9 protein-coding genes are annotated in these 14,301 nt (G+C 64.0%); 6 read left to right on the plus strand and 3 right to left on the minus strand.

Going from position 1 to position 14,301, the window contains the following annotated elements:
* Positions 1 to 51 precede the first annotated feature (51 nt).
* The 4 genes from eprS to C4K39_RS14595 all read left to right on the plus strand — a co-directional run bounded on the left by eprS (position 52) and on the right by C4K39_RS14595 (position 8,731).
* Entirely contained in the window at positions 52 to 3,033 is a 2,982-nt protein-coding gene (gene eprS, locus C4K39_RS14580; RefSeq protein WP_124346773.1) for an autotransporter serine peptidase EprS, read from the plus strand.
* 169 nt (positions 3,034 to 3,202) lie between these two features.
* Positions 3,203 to 6,220: an autotransporter serine protease gene (locus C4K39_RS14585; RefSeq protein WP_225926588.1), complete on the plus strand. Its 3,018-nt coding sequence runs from the start codon at positions 3,203 to 3,205 to the stop codon at positions 6,218 to 6,220.
* 108 nt (positions 6,221 to 6,328) lie between these two features.
* Complete coding sequence (locus tag C4K39_RS14590; RefSeq protein WP_124346775.1) at positions 6,329 to 8,182, plus strand: polyurethane esterase; 1,854 nt, start codon at positions 6,329 to 6,331, stop codon at positions 8,180 to 8,182.
* A 168-nt stretch (positions 8,183 to 8,350) separates the two neighbouring features.
* On the plus strand, positions 8,351 to 8,731 hold the full coding sequence (locus C4K39_RS14595; protein ID WP_124346776.1) for a hypothetical protein: 381 nt from the start codon (positions 8,351 to 8,353) through the stop codon (positions 8,729 to 8,731).
* A gap of 14 nt (positions 8,732 to 8,745) precedes the next feature.
* Here C4K39_RS14595 and C4K39_RS14600 read toward each other — a convergent pair whose 3' ends face one another.
* Positions 8,746 to 8,970, minus strand: coding sequence for a YgdI/YgdR family lipoprotein (locus tag C4K39_RS14600; protein WP_068587309.1), 225 nt, complete (start codon positions 8,968 to 8,970; stop codon positions 8,746 to 8,748).
* Positions 8,971 to 9,174: 204 nt separating this feature from the next.
* Between C4K39_RS14600 and C4K39_RS14605 the strand changes: the two genes are divergently transcribed.
* Both C4K39_RS14605 and C4K39_RS14610 read left to right on the plus strand, forming a co-directional pair.
* Positions 9,175 to 10,827: a VRR-NUC domain-containing protein gene (locus tag C4K39_RS14605; protein ID WP_068587311.1), complete on the plus strand. Its 1,653-nt coding sequence runs from the start codon at positions 9,175 to 9,177 to the stop codon at positions 10,825 to 10,827.
* The gene (locus tag C4K39_RS14610; protein WP_124346777.1) at positions 10,824 to 13,085 is read left to right on the plus strand and encodes an ATP-dependent DNA helicase; all 2,262 of its coding nucleotides are present in this window, start codon (positions 10,824 to 10,826) and stop codon (positions 13,083 to 13,085) included. Before C4K39_RS14605 ends, C4K39_RS14610 begins: the two co-directional genes overlap by 4 nt.
* Before the next feature lie 92 nt (positions 13,086 to 13,177).
* Here the strand turns inward: C4K39_RS14610 and C4K39_RS14615 are convergent, their stop codons facing one another.
* Positions 13,178 to 13,588: a TIGR03067 domain-containing protein gene (locus C4K39_RS14615; RefSeq protein ID WP_068587312.1), complete on the minus strand. Its 411-nt coding sequence runs from the start codon at positions 13,586 to 13,588 to the stop codon at positions 13,178 to 13,180.
* Positions 13,589 to 13,616: 28 nt separating this feature from the next.
* Positions 13,617 to 14,264 carry a response regulator gene (locus C4K39_RS14620; RefSeq protein ID WP_068587315.1) on the minus strand — a complete coding sequence of 216 codons (648 nt, stop codon included), beginning with the start codon at positions 14,262 to 14,264 and terminating at the stop codon, positions 13,617 to 13,619.
* Positions 14,265 to 14,301 lie beyond the last annotated feature (37 nt).

Consider the following 14,301-nt stretch of genomic DNA (forward strand, 5'->3'; position numbering starts at 1 on the left):
GATCGACCCGGAATGGGCGATCCAACAACAAAAACAAGAGAAGTCATCGACATGGATGTGAGATCTGATCAGCTCAAGACGCTGACGGGCACCTTGTGCCTGGCGTTTGCCACCGGACTGCCGCTGTCGGTTGCGGCGGCTTATCAGGAGACCGGCCGCCAGGGCGATCCCGCCAGTTGGCGTTCGGCCGAATACCAGCAGGACTGGGGCCTGGAACGCATGCAGGCGAACCAAGCCTATGCGGCCGGCATCACCGGTGCCGGGGTCAAGATCGGCGCCCTGGATTCCGGGTTCGACCCGACCCATCCCGAAGCCAGCCCCGAGCGTTTTCATGCGGTCACCGCCAGTGGCCAATACCTGGATGGCAGCCCATTCAATGTCTCCGGTGTCCTCAACGGCGCCAACGACAGCCATGGCACCCATGTCACCGGCACCATGGGAGCGGCGCGCGATGGCAATGGCATGCACGGCGTGGCCTTCAATGCCCAGGTATATGTGGGCAACACCAACCACAACGACAGTTTCCTGTTCGGCCCAGGCTCTGACCCCAAGTACTTCGCGGCCGCTTATGGGGCCCTGGCCGACGCCGGGGTACGCGCCATCAACAACAGCTGGGGCAGCCAGCCCAAGGATGTCAGTTACCAGACCCTGGACGGCTTGCGCGCGGCCTACGCCCAGCACTTTCAGCAAGGGACCTGGCTGGATGCCGCGGCCGAGGTCTCGCGCCGTGGGGTGATCAATGTCTTCAGCGCCGGCAACAGCGGTTATGCCAATGCCAGCGTGCGCGCCGGGCTGCCGTACTTCCAGCCGGACCTGGAGGGCCATTGGCTGGCCGTCTCGGGGCTGGACAAGAACAACCAGCAGAAATACAACCAGTGCGGCATCGCCAAATACTGGTGCCTGGCGACACCGGGCGCAGCGATTACCAGCACGGTGCCCGGTGGCGGCTACGCGACCTACAACGGCACGTCCATGGCTGCGCCCCATGCCACCGGGGCCTTGGCCCTGGTGATGGAGCGCTATCCGTACCTGAACAACCAGCAGGCCTTGCAAGTGCTGCTGACCACCTCCCGGCAGCTTGATGGCTCGCCCACCCAGGCCCCCAGCGAGCGGGTCGGTTGGGGGGTGCCGGACCTGGGACGGGCGCTGCATGGGCCCGGGCAGTTGCTGGGTGAGTTCAATGTCAACCTGGGGGCCGGGCAGGGTGATATCTGGAGCAATGGCATCTCCGACCAGGCCCTGGTCCAGCGCCAGGCCGAGGATGCCGCCGAGCACCAGGCCTGGCAGCAGACCCTCAAGGATCGGGGCTGGGAGCATGGCCTGGCGCCGGGGGCCAGCCAGCAGGACCGTACCGACTACGCCCTGGGCATGGCCCGGGATGCCGCCGCAGCGCAGCGGTCCTACCAGGGCAGCCTGGTCAAGTCCGGGGACGGTTGGCTGGTGCTGGGAGGCGCCAATAGCTATCGCGGTGCAACGACGGTCGAAGGTGGGCAACTGAGCGTCAATGGCAGCTTGCTATCGACGGTCACGGTCAAGGCCGCAGGCACCCTGGGAGGGACCGGGCAGATTGGCGGGCTGACCGCGCAAGCCGGTTCCCGAATCGCTCCGGGCAATTCCATCGGCACCTTGAATGTGGCGGGCAATGTGGATCTGCAGCCGGGTTCCAGCTACCGGGTGGAGCTGTCGCCCACGGCCAGCGACCGCATCGTGGCCAGCGGCCAGGCCAGTGTCCAGGGCGCCAATGTCAGCCTGTTGCCCCAGAGCCGGCCGGACCTGCTGAGCGCAGGCCCAGTGCAGAGCCTGGTCGGGCGCCAGTACGACATCCTGCAAGCGGCAGGTGGGGTCAGCGGGCGCTTTGCCGGTGTCCAGCCTGGTTATCTGTTTCTGGATACCCGCCTGGATTACTCGGCCAACGCCGTGCAACTGGACCTGACGCGCAGTGCCGCGAGTTTTGCCAGTGTCGGTGCCAGTGCCAACCAGCGCTCCAGCGGCGCGGCCGTGGAACGGCTGGGACCGGGTAACCCGGTGTACGAAAGCCTGCTGCTCTCGACTTCCCAGGCGAGTGCCCAGGAGGCCATGCGCCAGCTGGCGGGAGAAATCTATCCGGCCCTGGATTCGATGCTGCTCAGCCAGGGCTCTGTGGTTCGTGACGCCCTGGGCGAGCGCCTGCAACGCTCCGCACTGGCCCCGGCGGGCGAGTCGGGGGCGAACCAGGTGTGGTTCAAGGGCCTGGGCAGTTGGGGGCGGATCGAGGGGGTGGACGGCAACGAGTCCTACACCAGCTCCCTGGGGGGGGCGCTGCTGGGTGTCGATCGGGATTTCGACGAACAGACCCGGGCCGGCCTGGCGGCGGGCTACAGCGACAGTTCCCTGGGCATGGGCGATACCCATTCCCGAGCCAAGGTGGATAGCTATCACCTGGGGGCCTATGCCCGGCATGACGTGGACGCGTGGCGCCTGAGCCTGGGCGGCAGCTACAGCTGGCATCGTGCGCAGGTCCGGCGCGACCTGGCCTACGGCGAAGTGTCCGGGCGCCAGCGGGCCCGGGTCGATGCTCGTAGCCAGCAGCTGTTCGCCGAAGCGGCCTATCGCTTGATGTTGCAACCCCTGCAACTGGAGCCCTTCGCCAACCTGACCTACCAGAACCTTGAGCGCGACAGCTTCCATGAGAAGGGCGGTGCGGCCGCCTTGCATGCCGGTGAAGAGCGGCGGGACGCCTGGCTCGGCACCCTTGGGCTGCGGGCCGGCCAGCAGTGGCAGCTGTCTTCGCAGCAAAGCCTGGACGTGGCGGCGAGCCTGGGCTGGCAACACCGCCTGAGCGGCACCCAGGACAGTGAACACCTGGCGTTTGCCGGCAGCGATAGCGCGTTTCGGGTCGACAGTGCACCGGCCCTGCGGGATGCAGCGGTCGTGGGGGCGCAGGCGCGCCTGGGGCTGACGCGCAACCTGGACTTGAGCCTGGACTACCAGGGCCGCCTGGCCAGCCGTGAGCAACAGCATGGTGCCGGGCTCAATCTCCAGTGGCGTTTCTAAGGTCACTGGCTGGCGAGTGGAACGCCCGCTGGCTGGGCGTTTCTCGCGCCATTTTATTGATGCGGTTTTTTCAATGCAGCTAAGGAAGGTCGTAGTGAAGCAACTCAAATGCAGCGAGGGTCGTACGGTTGGACAGGGCAGGGTGCTACGCCCGCTGGGGCGGGCATTGATGGGCTGGGCGGTGCTGGCGGGTACCGCCCAGGCCGCGCCCTATGTCGAGAGCGGGCGCCTGGGGGATGCCAGTAGCTGGCGCAGCAGTGAATTCAAGGCTGATTGGGGGCTGGGGGCAATCAATGCCGACAGCGCCTATGCCGCCGGCTATAGCGGCAAGGGGGTCAAGCTGGGGATCTTCGACCAGCCGGTGTATGCCAAGCACCCGGAGTTCGCCGGCCAGGACAAGATCGTGACCCTCATCACCAGTGGCATCCGCCAGTACACCGACCCCTATATCCCGGTGAAGGCCGGTGATGCCTTTCGTTATGACGGCAGCCCGTCGGTAGGCTCGGATGGCAAGCTCGGCTCCCACGGTACCCACGTCGGCGGGATCGCCGCCGGTAACCGTGATGGCGTAGAGATGCATGGCGTGGCCTATGACGCGCAGATCATCAGTGCCGACAACGGCGACCCCGGCCCCGAGGATGGCATCGTCCTGGGCAACGATGGCGCGGTGTACAAGGCCGGCTGGGACAGCCTGGTGAACAGCGGCGCACGGATCATCAACAACAGCTGGGGCATCGGCATCACCGATCGCTTCGCCAAGGGTGGGCGCAATCCGGATTTCCCGCATTTCACCGTGGACGATGCCCGCGCGCAGTTCGCGCAGATCCAGCCATTGCTGGGCACCTTGCCCGGCGGTGCCTATGACGGCGCCATCGCCGCTGCCCGCAGTGGGGTCCTGACCATCTTCGCCGCTGGCAACGACTACAACCTGAACAACCCCGATGCGATTGCCGGGCTGGGCTATTTCGTCCCGCAAATCGCTCCCAGCTGGATGACCGTGGCGGCGTTGCAGCAGAACCCCGACACCAGCAGCGCCAATCCGTACGTGATCAGTACGTTCTCGTCCCGTTGCGGCTATACCGCAAGCTTCTGCGTCTCGGCCCCCGGTACCCGGATCTACAGCGCGGTGATTGGCGGCACCAGCCTGGAAAACCTGACCCTGGGCTACGCCAACAAGAACGGTACGTCCATGGCGGCGCCCCATGCCGCTGGCGCGGCGGCAGTGCTGATGGAGCGCTTCCCCTACATGAGCGGCGCACAGATCGCCAGCGTGCTGCGCACCACTGCCACTGACATGGGCGCGCCGGGCATCGATGCCCTGTATGGCTGGGGCATGATCAACCTGGACAAGGGTATCCGCGGCCCGGGCATGCTGGTCACCGAGCAGGACATTCCCGAGGAGTTCCGCATCGCCGGCGGCTACGGGCCAACGCAGTTCGTGGCCGACTTGCCGGGCATCGGCGCCCTGGTGGACGCCGGCAAGCCGACCCAGCGGCGTTGCAACGACCTGAGTTGCGTGCTGGACCTGTGGAGCAACGATATCGGCGGCCATGGCGGCCTGACCAAGCAGGGCGTCGGTACCCTGGTGCTCAGCGGCAACAACAGCTACTCGGGCCCGACCCTGGTCAACCAGGGACGATTGGCGGTCAATGGCTCGCTGCAATCGACGGTGACGGTCAATGCCGGCGGCATAGTGGGTGGTAACGGCCGGATCGGCGCGCTGATCGCCAATGCTGGCGGCGTGGTGGCGCCCGGTAACTCCATCGGCACCTTGCAGGTGAGCTCCGATGTGACCTTCCAGCCGGGCTCGACCTATGCCGTGGAAGTGGCCACCAGCGGTGCCGATCGCCTGGTCAGCGATGGCAAGGCCTCGCTGGGTGGGGCAAACCTGGCGCTGGACCTGCAAAACCCGGGAGTTTCCCTGGCAGCACAACAGGCACCGAGCCTGGTGGGGCGCCAGTTCGACATCCTGGATGCCGCAGGCGGAGTGCAGGGCAGCTTTGCCAACGTGACGTCCAACTCGCTGTTCCTCGGTGGCGGCCTGGCCTATTCCGGTACCGGTGTGCAGTTGGCGGTCCAGCGCAATGCTACCTCCTTTGCCAGTGTCGGCTTGACTGCCAACCAGCGCTCGGTGGCGGCGGCTGCCGACCGCCTGGGGGCAGGCAATCCGGTGTATGAAAGCCTGTTGCTGTCCTCCAGTGCGAGCAGCGCCCAGCAAGCCTTCGACCAGCTTTCCGGGGAAATCCACCCGGCGGTGAGCAACCTGTTGCTCAACGACAGCCGTCATCTGCGCGATGCCGTGGGTGAACGAACCCGTCAGCAGGGTGTAGCGGCCGCGCCTGCGGTGAGCGGCGCCGATACCGGGTTGTGGGTCAAGGCCCTGGGGGCCTGGGGCAAGACCGATGGTGACTCCGCCCAGGCTCGCTACAGCAGTTCCATCGCTGGCCTGCTGCTGGGCGTCGACGGGCAGATGAGCGAGGACACCCGCGTGGGGGTGTTCACTGGCTACAGCGACAGCTCGCTGAACATGGGCGATGGGCGTCACTCTTCGGCCACCGTCGACAGCTACCACCTGGGTGCCTATGCCGGGAAGGAACTGGAGCAGGTGCGCTTGAGCCTGGGCGGCAGCCACAGCTGGCACCGGATCGAGACCAAGCGCGAGCTGCAGTACAACGAGGTCTCCGATCGCCAGAAGAGCAAGCGTGACGCCCAGAGCACCCAGGTGTTCGGCGAAGCGGCGTGGAAAATCGCGTTGCCCAGTGTCGCCCTGGAACCCTTCGCTGGCCTGACCTATGTGCATGTGGACAGCGACAGCTTCAAGGAACATGGCGGGGCTGCGGCGCTCAAGGGCGCCAAGGACAATCGCGATGCCTGGCTATCGACCCTGGGCCTGCGCGCGGGCAAGCAACTGCAGTTGTCCACGGGCCAGACAGTGGAGCTGTCCGGCACCCTGGGCTGGCAGCACAACCTGAGTTCGGTGGGTTCCGAGCAGCACTTGGCCTTCGCCGGCCAGGGCGACAGCTACAAGGTCCAGGCGGTCGCCCTGGATCGCGATGCCGCCGTGGTCGGTGCCCGGGCAGGCATTGCCCTGAACAGCCAGGCCCGGGTCAACCTGGACTACAACGCATTGCTGGGCAGCCGTGACAAGAGCCATGGGGTCGGCCTGACCCTGGACTGGGCGTTCTGAGGCCCCAGCAACGGATATGCAAGGTGTTGTACCAGCCCTGCCAGCCTGGCGACAGGCCGGCAGGGCACTCGCTATCTCTGACAAATCCAACAAAAGAGAGGCAATACCATGGGTGTCTACGACTACAAAAACCTCAGTACGGCTGAATCCAAGGCGCTGTTCACCGATGCCATGGCCATCACGCTGTATTCCTACCACAACCTCGACAATGGCTTTGCCGTGGGCTACCAGCACAATGGCTTCGGCCTTGGCCTGCCGGCGACCCTGATCACTGCCTTGATCGGCAGTAGCGATTCCCAGGGGGTGATCCCTGGCATTCCCTGGAACCCGGACTCGGAGAAGGCCGCCAAGGACGCGTTGAACAAGGCTGGCTGGTCCACCATCAGTGCCCAGCAGTTGGGCTACACCGGCAAGGTGGACGCACGCGGCACGTTCTTCGGGGAAAAGAACGGCTATGAGACGGCCCAGGTGGAGATCCTCGGCAAGTACGATGCCCAGGGGCACCTGAGCTCCATCGGTATTTCCTTTCGCGGTACCAGCGGTCCGCGGGAATCGCTGATCAGCGACACCATCGGCGACCTGATCAGCGACCTGCTGGCAGCCCTGGGGCCCAAGGACTATGCCAAGAACTATGCGGGTGAGGCTTTTGGCAGGTTGTTGGGCGATGTCGCGACATTCGCCCAGGCCAACGGCCTGTCCGGCAAGGACATCCTGGTCAGCGGCCACAGCCTGGGCGGACTGGCGGTCAACAGCCTGGCCGACCTCAGTGGCGGACGCTGGTCCGGCTTCTTCAAGGATGCCAACTACATCGCCTACGCCTCGCCGACCCAGAGCGCCAGCGACAAGGTGCTGAACATCGGCTATGAGAACGACCCGGTGTTCCGTGCCCTGGACGGCTCGAAATTCAACCTGGATTCGCTGCATATCCACGACACTCCCCAGGCATCGGCCACCAATAACATCGTCAACTTCAACGACCACTACGCCTCGACGTTGTGGAATGTGGTGCCGTTCTCGATCCTCAAGATTTCCACCTGGATCTCCCACCTGCCCACCGGCTATGGCGATGGCCTGACCCGGGTGCTGGACTCGAAGTTCTACGAGTACACCAGCAAGGACTCCACCATCGTGGTGGCCAACCTGTCCGATCCGGCCCGGGCCGATACCTGGGTCCAGGACCTGAATCGCAATGCCCAGGCCCACAAGGGCAGTACCTTCATCATCGGCACCGACGGCAATGACCTGATCCAGGGCGGCAGCGGCAACGACTACCTGGAGGGCCGCGACGGCAACGACACCTTCCGCGATGCGGGTGGCTACAACATCATCCTGGGCGGCAAGGGCAGCAATGTCCTCGACCTGCAGCATTCGGTGAACGACTACAGTTTTGCCAGCGATGGCGCCGGCACCCTGTATGTGCGCGATGCCAACGGCGGGATCAGCATCACCCGCGACATTGGCGCGATCCAGAGCAAGGAGCCGGGTTTCCTCTGGGGCCTGTTCAAGGACGACGTGCTGCACCAGGTTTCCGAGCAGGGCCTGAAGGCGGGGGGCGAGTTGACCCAGTACGCCTCATCGGTGCGGGGCGACGCCGGCGACAATGTGCTCAAGGCCCATGCCGGAGGCGACTGGCTGTTCGGCCTGGACGGCAACGACCACCTGATTGGCGGCAAGGGCAATGACATTTTTGTCGGTGGCGCTGGTAACGACCTGATGGAGTCGGGGGGCGGCAACAATACGTTCCTGTTTACCGGGCACTTCGGCGAGGACCGCATCGTCGGTTACCAGGGGGGGGACAAACTGGTGTTCATGGGGGTGAGCGATGTGCGGCCCGACCAGGACTATCGGGCCCACGCCAGCAGCCATGGCAACGACACGGTGCTGACTTTCGGCACCGACTCGGTGACCCTGGTGGGCGTCAGCCTCGCGCAACTCAACGGTTCCGGGATCACCATCGCCTGATGGGCGAGCAGCGCGGGCCCGGCCAGGGTGCGCGCTGTTTTTTTGCAATTGAGTGACCATTTGGTCAGCTGATGACTCCAATACCCCTAAAGTGTTGCTTCGTGGCTGCGTTACTACAGGCGCAGGACAAACGGTGCAATCGGTTCCAGGAGTTGGAGAGTTTTGACAGTGAGTAACAGCAAGAGGTATGTGAGCGGCCTGCTGCTGGCCTTATGGGCGTTGTCGGCAGTGGCCGAGGAGCTGCCTCATGGTTCGATTCTGCAACGTTTCGGTGTCAGTCCAGACCAATTGCCGGCCGGGCAGGCGGGGTCGTCGATGGGCCAGGCTCCGGCCCCCGCACGTTTTCATCTGGAACCTGAACAGCCGGCGTTGCAGCTACGCCTGGGAGACGACCGGCCTCCGGAGAGCACCGGCAATATCAGCATCGACAACGCCAATGCCAGGGAGCGTGCGCGCTGTCGACAACTGCGTGACGAGCTGGTGAGGCGTGGCAAGGCCATGGGGGTGTTTTGTGAGCGGGGGCAGGCGGGGTTGCCCTGGTCGCCCTGAGCCGGGCGCGGGTGTTATTTTTCCTGGCGGACCGTGGCGACATCGTCCGCCTTGACCCGGATGGTCTTGCCGGAAATGTCCTGGAATTCGTAGAAGCCATCGGCGCTCTTGGTCTTGGGTTTGTCACGGGTCAGGTACTGGGTCCCGTTCTGCAGCGTGACCACCGTAGGGGAGGCGCAGCCAGCCAGGGCCAGGGTGCCGACAATGGCCAGGGGCAGGGCCAGTTTCTTCATGTTCATGCAGACCTCTATCTCTAATGGGGCATCCGGGCGGTATCGGACACTATAATCCTGGGCCTTGGTGTCGTGAAGACGACGAAAGTTCGCTGGTTGCCCATAAAAATCTTCTCTCCACCATTTATCCAATACTATTTGCCAGGCTGGGGCGCTCGCTGTTATCTGTACGCATAACCAGTATCCATCCCGCCGTGGCGCCTTTTTCCTGTGACTTCCAACCCTCTCGAGAACCCCCTGTATTACCTGCACAACTTCCAGCAGGTGCTGAGCTGGCTGGACCAGCGCTATGCCGATGTCTTGAGCGCCGAGGAGCAACGCTTCATCGCCGACTTCTCCGTGCTCGAACAGCCCTCCCAGGCATTGCTGGTCCGCATGGTGATGCGCAAGGGGCACCACTTTCGCTTGAGCAGGCTAGCCTACCCGGAGATCGGCGACAGCGCCCGGGCCCTGGCGCCATTGCTGGAGCTGGGCTGGGTCGATGAGCAGGCGCCGCTGGCGGTAGACGAATTGTTCGGCCTGTTGCAAAAGGCCGAGCTCCAGCAGTGCTTCAGTGCCCAGGCGTTGCCGGCCAAGGCACGCAAGGATCAGTGGCGGGAAATCTTGCAGGCGTTGTACCCGCAACCCCGGGCATTTGCCCAATGGTGCCCCGGACTTGGGGACCGCCTGTTCAGCCTGACGATCATGACCCTGTGTGATCGCCTGCGCCTGATGTTCTTCGGCAATCTCTACCAGGATTGGTCGGAATTCGTGCTGGCGGACCTGGGGATCTACAGCTACGAAAAGGTCGAGATCGATGCCCAGGCTCGCGGCTTGCGCAGCCGCGACGATGTGGACGGCTTCATCTACCTGCACCGCTGCCAGGAGGCATTCGAGGCCGGACATCCATTGCCCGAGGTACTGGCACTGGTGGTTGCCTTCGAGAGTGCCAACCCCTGGCTGCACAAGCGCCGCAGCAAGTTGCTGTTCCTGCTGGGCCAGCATTGCGAGCGCCTGGCACACTGGCCCCTGGCCCATCAGATCTACCAGCAGTGCACCTATCCCGGAGCGCGCTTGCGCCTGATCCGGGTGCTGGAGCGTAGCGACGAATACTCCGCGGCCCTGGCGCTGGCCGAGCAGGCCTGGGCCGCGCCGCACAGTGCCGCCGAGGCCCAGCAGCTCGCTCGCGTGCTGCCCAGGCTGCGGCGCAAGCTGGGAGGGCCGGTGGTCGCCCGGCCCAGCAGGCCAGAGGTAACGCGATTGGACCTGTGCCTGCCCCGCGAGGATGAAAGCCTGGCGGTGGAGCAGGTGGTCCAGGCGCACCTGCAGCAGGCCCATGCACCGGTGCATTACGTGGAGAACAGCCTGATCAACTCTCTGTTCGGGCTGCTGTGCTGGCCGGCGATCTTCGCGCCGTTGCCTGGGGCCTTTTTCCACCCGTTCCAGCGTGGGCCGGTGGATCTCTTGAGCGAGGACTTCCACGAGCGCCGCAGCGAGCTGTTCCAGGCCTGCCTGGATGAGCTGGACGACGGTCGTTACCGCGACAGCATTCGCCAGCGCTTCGCGAGCAAATGGGGCTTGCAATCGCCCTTCGTGTTCTGGGGCGCCTTGAGTGAGGAACTGCTGGAGCAGGCCCTGGACTGCCTGCCGGCTGCGCACCTCAAGCATTGGTTCGAGCGCCTGTTGCTGGATATCAAGGCCAATCGTGCGGGCATGCCGGACCTGATCCAGTTCTGGCCCGAGGACAGGACCTACCGCATGATCGAGGTCAAGGGCCCGGGGGATCGCCTGCAGGACAACCAATTGCGCTGGCTGGACTTCTGCCAGGAGCATGGGATGCCGGTGGCCGTGTGCTACGTGCAATGGCGGGAGCCTAGTCTTTGAGCTACCGCGTTGCGGTGCGGGCGCTTTGCGAGTTCAGTGCCAAGAGCGGTGATCTTGACCTGCGCTTCACGCCATCGCCCAGCGCCCAGGAGGGCATGCTCGGGCACCGTACCGTGGCTGCCCGGCGCAGCCCCGATTACCAAAGCGAAGTGCCCGTGGAAGGCCGCTATGGCGAGCTGCTGGTCAAGGGCCGGGCAGATGGCTACGACCCGCAGCAGAACCTGCTGGAGGAGATCAAGACCTACCGCGGCGACCTGGCGCGCATGCCCGACAATCACCGGCAACTGCACTGGGCCCAGGCCCGGGTCTATGCCTGGTTGCTCTGCCAGAGCCTGCAACTGCCGGCGATCCGGGTGTCGCTGGTGTATTTCGATATCCAGAGCGAGGAGGAAACGGCTTTTGTGCAAGAGCACAGTGCCGAGCAGTTGCAGGCGTTCTTCAACCAGCAATGCGCAATATTCCTCAGTTGGGCGCAACAGGAACTGCAACATCGGGCACTGCGCGACCAGGGGACCGCCGAGCTGCGGTTCCCCCACGGGCAGTTTCGCCCCGGCCAGCGGCACCTGGCCGAGTCGGTGTACAAGGCGGTCAGTACCGGCCGTTGCCTGCTGGCCCAGGCTCCCACCGGTATCGGCAAGACCCTGGGCACGCTGTTTCCCATGCTCAAGGCCATGGCCCCGCAACGGCTGGACAAACTGTTGTTCCTCACGGCCAAGACCCCGGGGCGGCAGTTGGCACTGGAGGGTGCGCGAATGCTGTTCGCCCAGCAGCCCGGATTGCCCTTGCGAGTTTTGGAGCTGGTGGCCCGGGACAAGGCCTGTGAATACCTGGACAAGGCTTGCCATGGCGAATCCTGCCCCCTGGCCAAGGGCTTCTACCAGCGCTTGCCCGCTGCCCGCCAGGCGGCGGTCCAGGTGCCGCTGCTCGATCGCCAGGCCCTGCGCCAAGTGGCGCTGGAGCACCAGGTCTGCCCTTACTACCTGAGCCAGGAGATGGCGCGCTGGAGTGACCTGGTGGTGGCTGACTACAACTACTACTTTGACTCCAGCGCCCTGTTGTTCGGGCTGGCCCAGGCCGCTCAAGAGCGCCTGGCGGTACTGGTGGACGAGGCCCACAACCTGGTAGAGCGAGGACGCGGCATGTACAGCGCCAGTCTCGACCAGCAACAACTGGCCCAAGTGCGCAAGAGCGCCCCACAAGCGTTGAAGTCATCCCTGCAACGGTTGAACCGGGAGTGGAACGCGCTGCACAAGGAGCAGCTCGTGCCTTACCAGGTCTACCAAGGCATCCCCGCTGCCTGGCTCAAGGCCTTGGGATTGTGCATCGCCGCCTTGGGCGACTACTTCGCCGAGCACCCCCAGGGGGTGGAAAGTGGGTTGCAGGGCTGGTACTTCGAGCTGTTGCAGTTCGCCCGGGTGGCGGAGTTGTTCGATGAGCAGCCATTCATCTTCGATGTCAGCAAGCGCACCTTGAGTGCCCGGCGCAGCCTGTCATGCCTGAGCCTGCGCAATGTGGTGCCGGCCGCGCTACTGCGCCCACGGATGGAGGCCGCCCGCAGCGTGGTGCTGTTTTCCGCGACCCTCAATCCAAGGCATTACTACCAGGACCTGCTGGGGCTGCCCGAGGATAGCGTGTGGGTGGATGTCGAGTCGCCGTTCGCGGCCACGCAGTTGGAAGTCCATATCGTCAAGCGGATCTCCACGCGCTATGCCCACCGCCAACAGTCCCTGGGGCCGATTGTCGAGCTGATGGCCCGCCAGTTCGCGGCACGTCCGGGAAACTACCTGGCGTTCTTCAGCAGCTTCGATTACCTGCAACAGGTGGCTGAATTACTGGCCCGGGAACATCCACACATTCCTTTGTGGCTGCAGGCACGAGGCATGGATGAAGCCGCCCGCGAGGATTTTCTGCGCAAGTTCCAGGTCGAGGGCCAGGGCATCGGTTTTGCGGTGCTCGGTGGCGCCTTCGGTGAAGGCATAGACCTCCCGGGCTCGAGGCTCATCGGTGCCTTTGTCGCCACCCTGGGCCTGCCGCAACTCAATGTATTGAACGAACAGATGAAGCAGCGCATGGGCGAACTGTTCGGCTGCGGTTATGACTACACGTACCTGTACCCCGGCTTGCAGAAGGTGGTGCAGGCGGCTGGCCGGGTGATTCGCAGCCAGGCCGATAGTGGGGTGCTGATGCTCATCGACGATCGTTTCAACGAGCCCAGGGTGCGGCGGTTGCTGCCGCGCTGGTGGGCCATCGCGCCATAGACAACGCCGCAGGACAGCCCATGGCCGGCCGGCGGCGTTGTGTTGAACCCTATGGGCGCGGTACTGCCTGGCACCAGGCTTCGCGGCAAGTATCAATGGCCCTGGCGAGCCCTGACAAAACGACGCAGGGTCTGGCCGGGGCCAGTCTGGAACCGCGTCGGGCGTGGCTGGCCAGTGTCGGCGGCAATGAACACGAACTCATCGTCGGTCAACTGATAGCTGGCCGGCAGCGGTTGCCCGGCATCGGCTCCGATCGAATCGACCCAGGTAATGGACTTGGGATCGGTGCTGCTGTCGAGCGTGAAGCTGCCAGCCAGCAACAGCTGGCCGTCTACCGTCACCACGCGAAAGTTCTGGCCCTCGATCCGGGTCTGGGCGCCTGGAGCGCTGTGCTCGTCAGGAGGATTGAGTATGCCGCTGTCCTCCATTTCGACCTGCTCCCAGGTGCCTTGCAGGCGTTGCAGTTCCAGCAGGTCGCTGGTGATGGGCATTGTAGAGCTCATGCTGGTTGATTCCTTTCAGAGACAGGGGTCAGTTGAAGAGGTTGCGACCAATGCAATAGGTCAGCAAGTCCAGGTCACTTTGCACGTCCAGCTTGCGCATGGCGGATATCTTCTGCGCACTGATGGTCTTCGAGCTGCGATTCTGGGTACGAGCAATGTCGCTGACACTTTTGCCGGAGACGAACAGCCGCAGTATCTCGAATTCCTTGGGTGAGAGGGTAGAGATACGTTCATCGATCGCCACATTCGATTCTGGTACCGAGCGGATGAGGGAGGTGTGGCTCCGGTGGGCGCTTTTCTGGGCGATGGCCCTCAGGGCGAGCTGGATTTCCTCATGCAGTTGGTTCTTCTGGATCACGCCCACCACTCCTAGCTCATGTAGACGGGCCAGGATCAACGAGTTGGAAATCACGGTCAGGATCAAGATCTGCGGGTGCGGAAAGTTGCGCTTGATGTATTCCACCAGCTTCAGGCCGTCGCCGTAGGGCGAGCTTCCAGGCATGTTGTAGTCGGTGATGATCAGGTCTACATGTCGGGTTTCCAGCAACTGGACCAAGTCCCTGGAGCACACGGCTTCACCCACGATTTCGAAACGCTCGTCGCGCTCCATCAGCTCACGGACTCCGAGCAGCACGATAGGGTGATCGTCAGCAATGATGACTTTGAGCTTTTCCATGAGAAATGCACTCGTGTAATAGACACGTTAGAGAATA

Origin of the sequence: Pseudomonas sessilinigenes (assembly GCF_003850565.1) — a bacterium.
Lineage (GTDB): Bacteria > Pseudomonadota > Gammaproteobacteria > Pseudomonadales > Pseudomonadaceae > Aquipseudomonas > Aquipseudomonas sessilinigenes.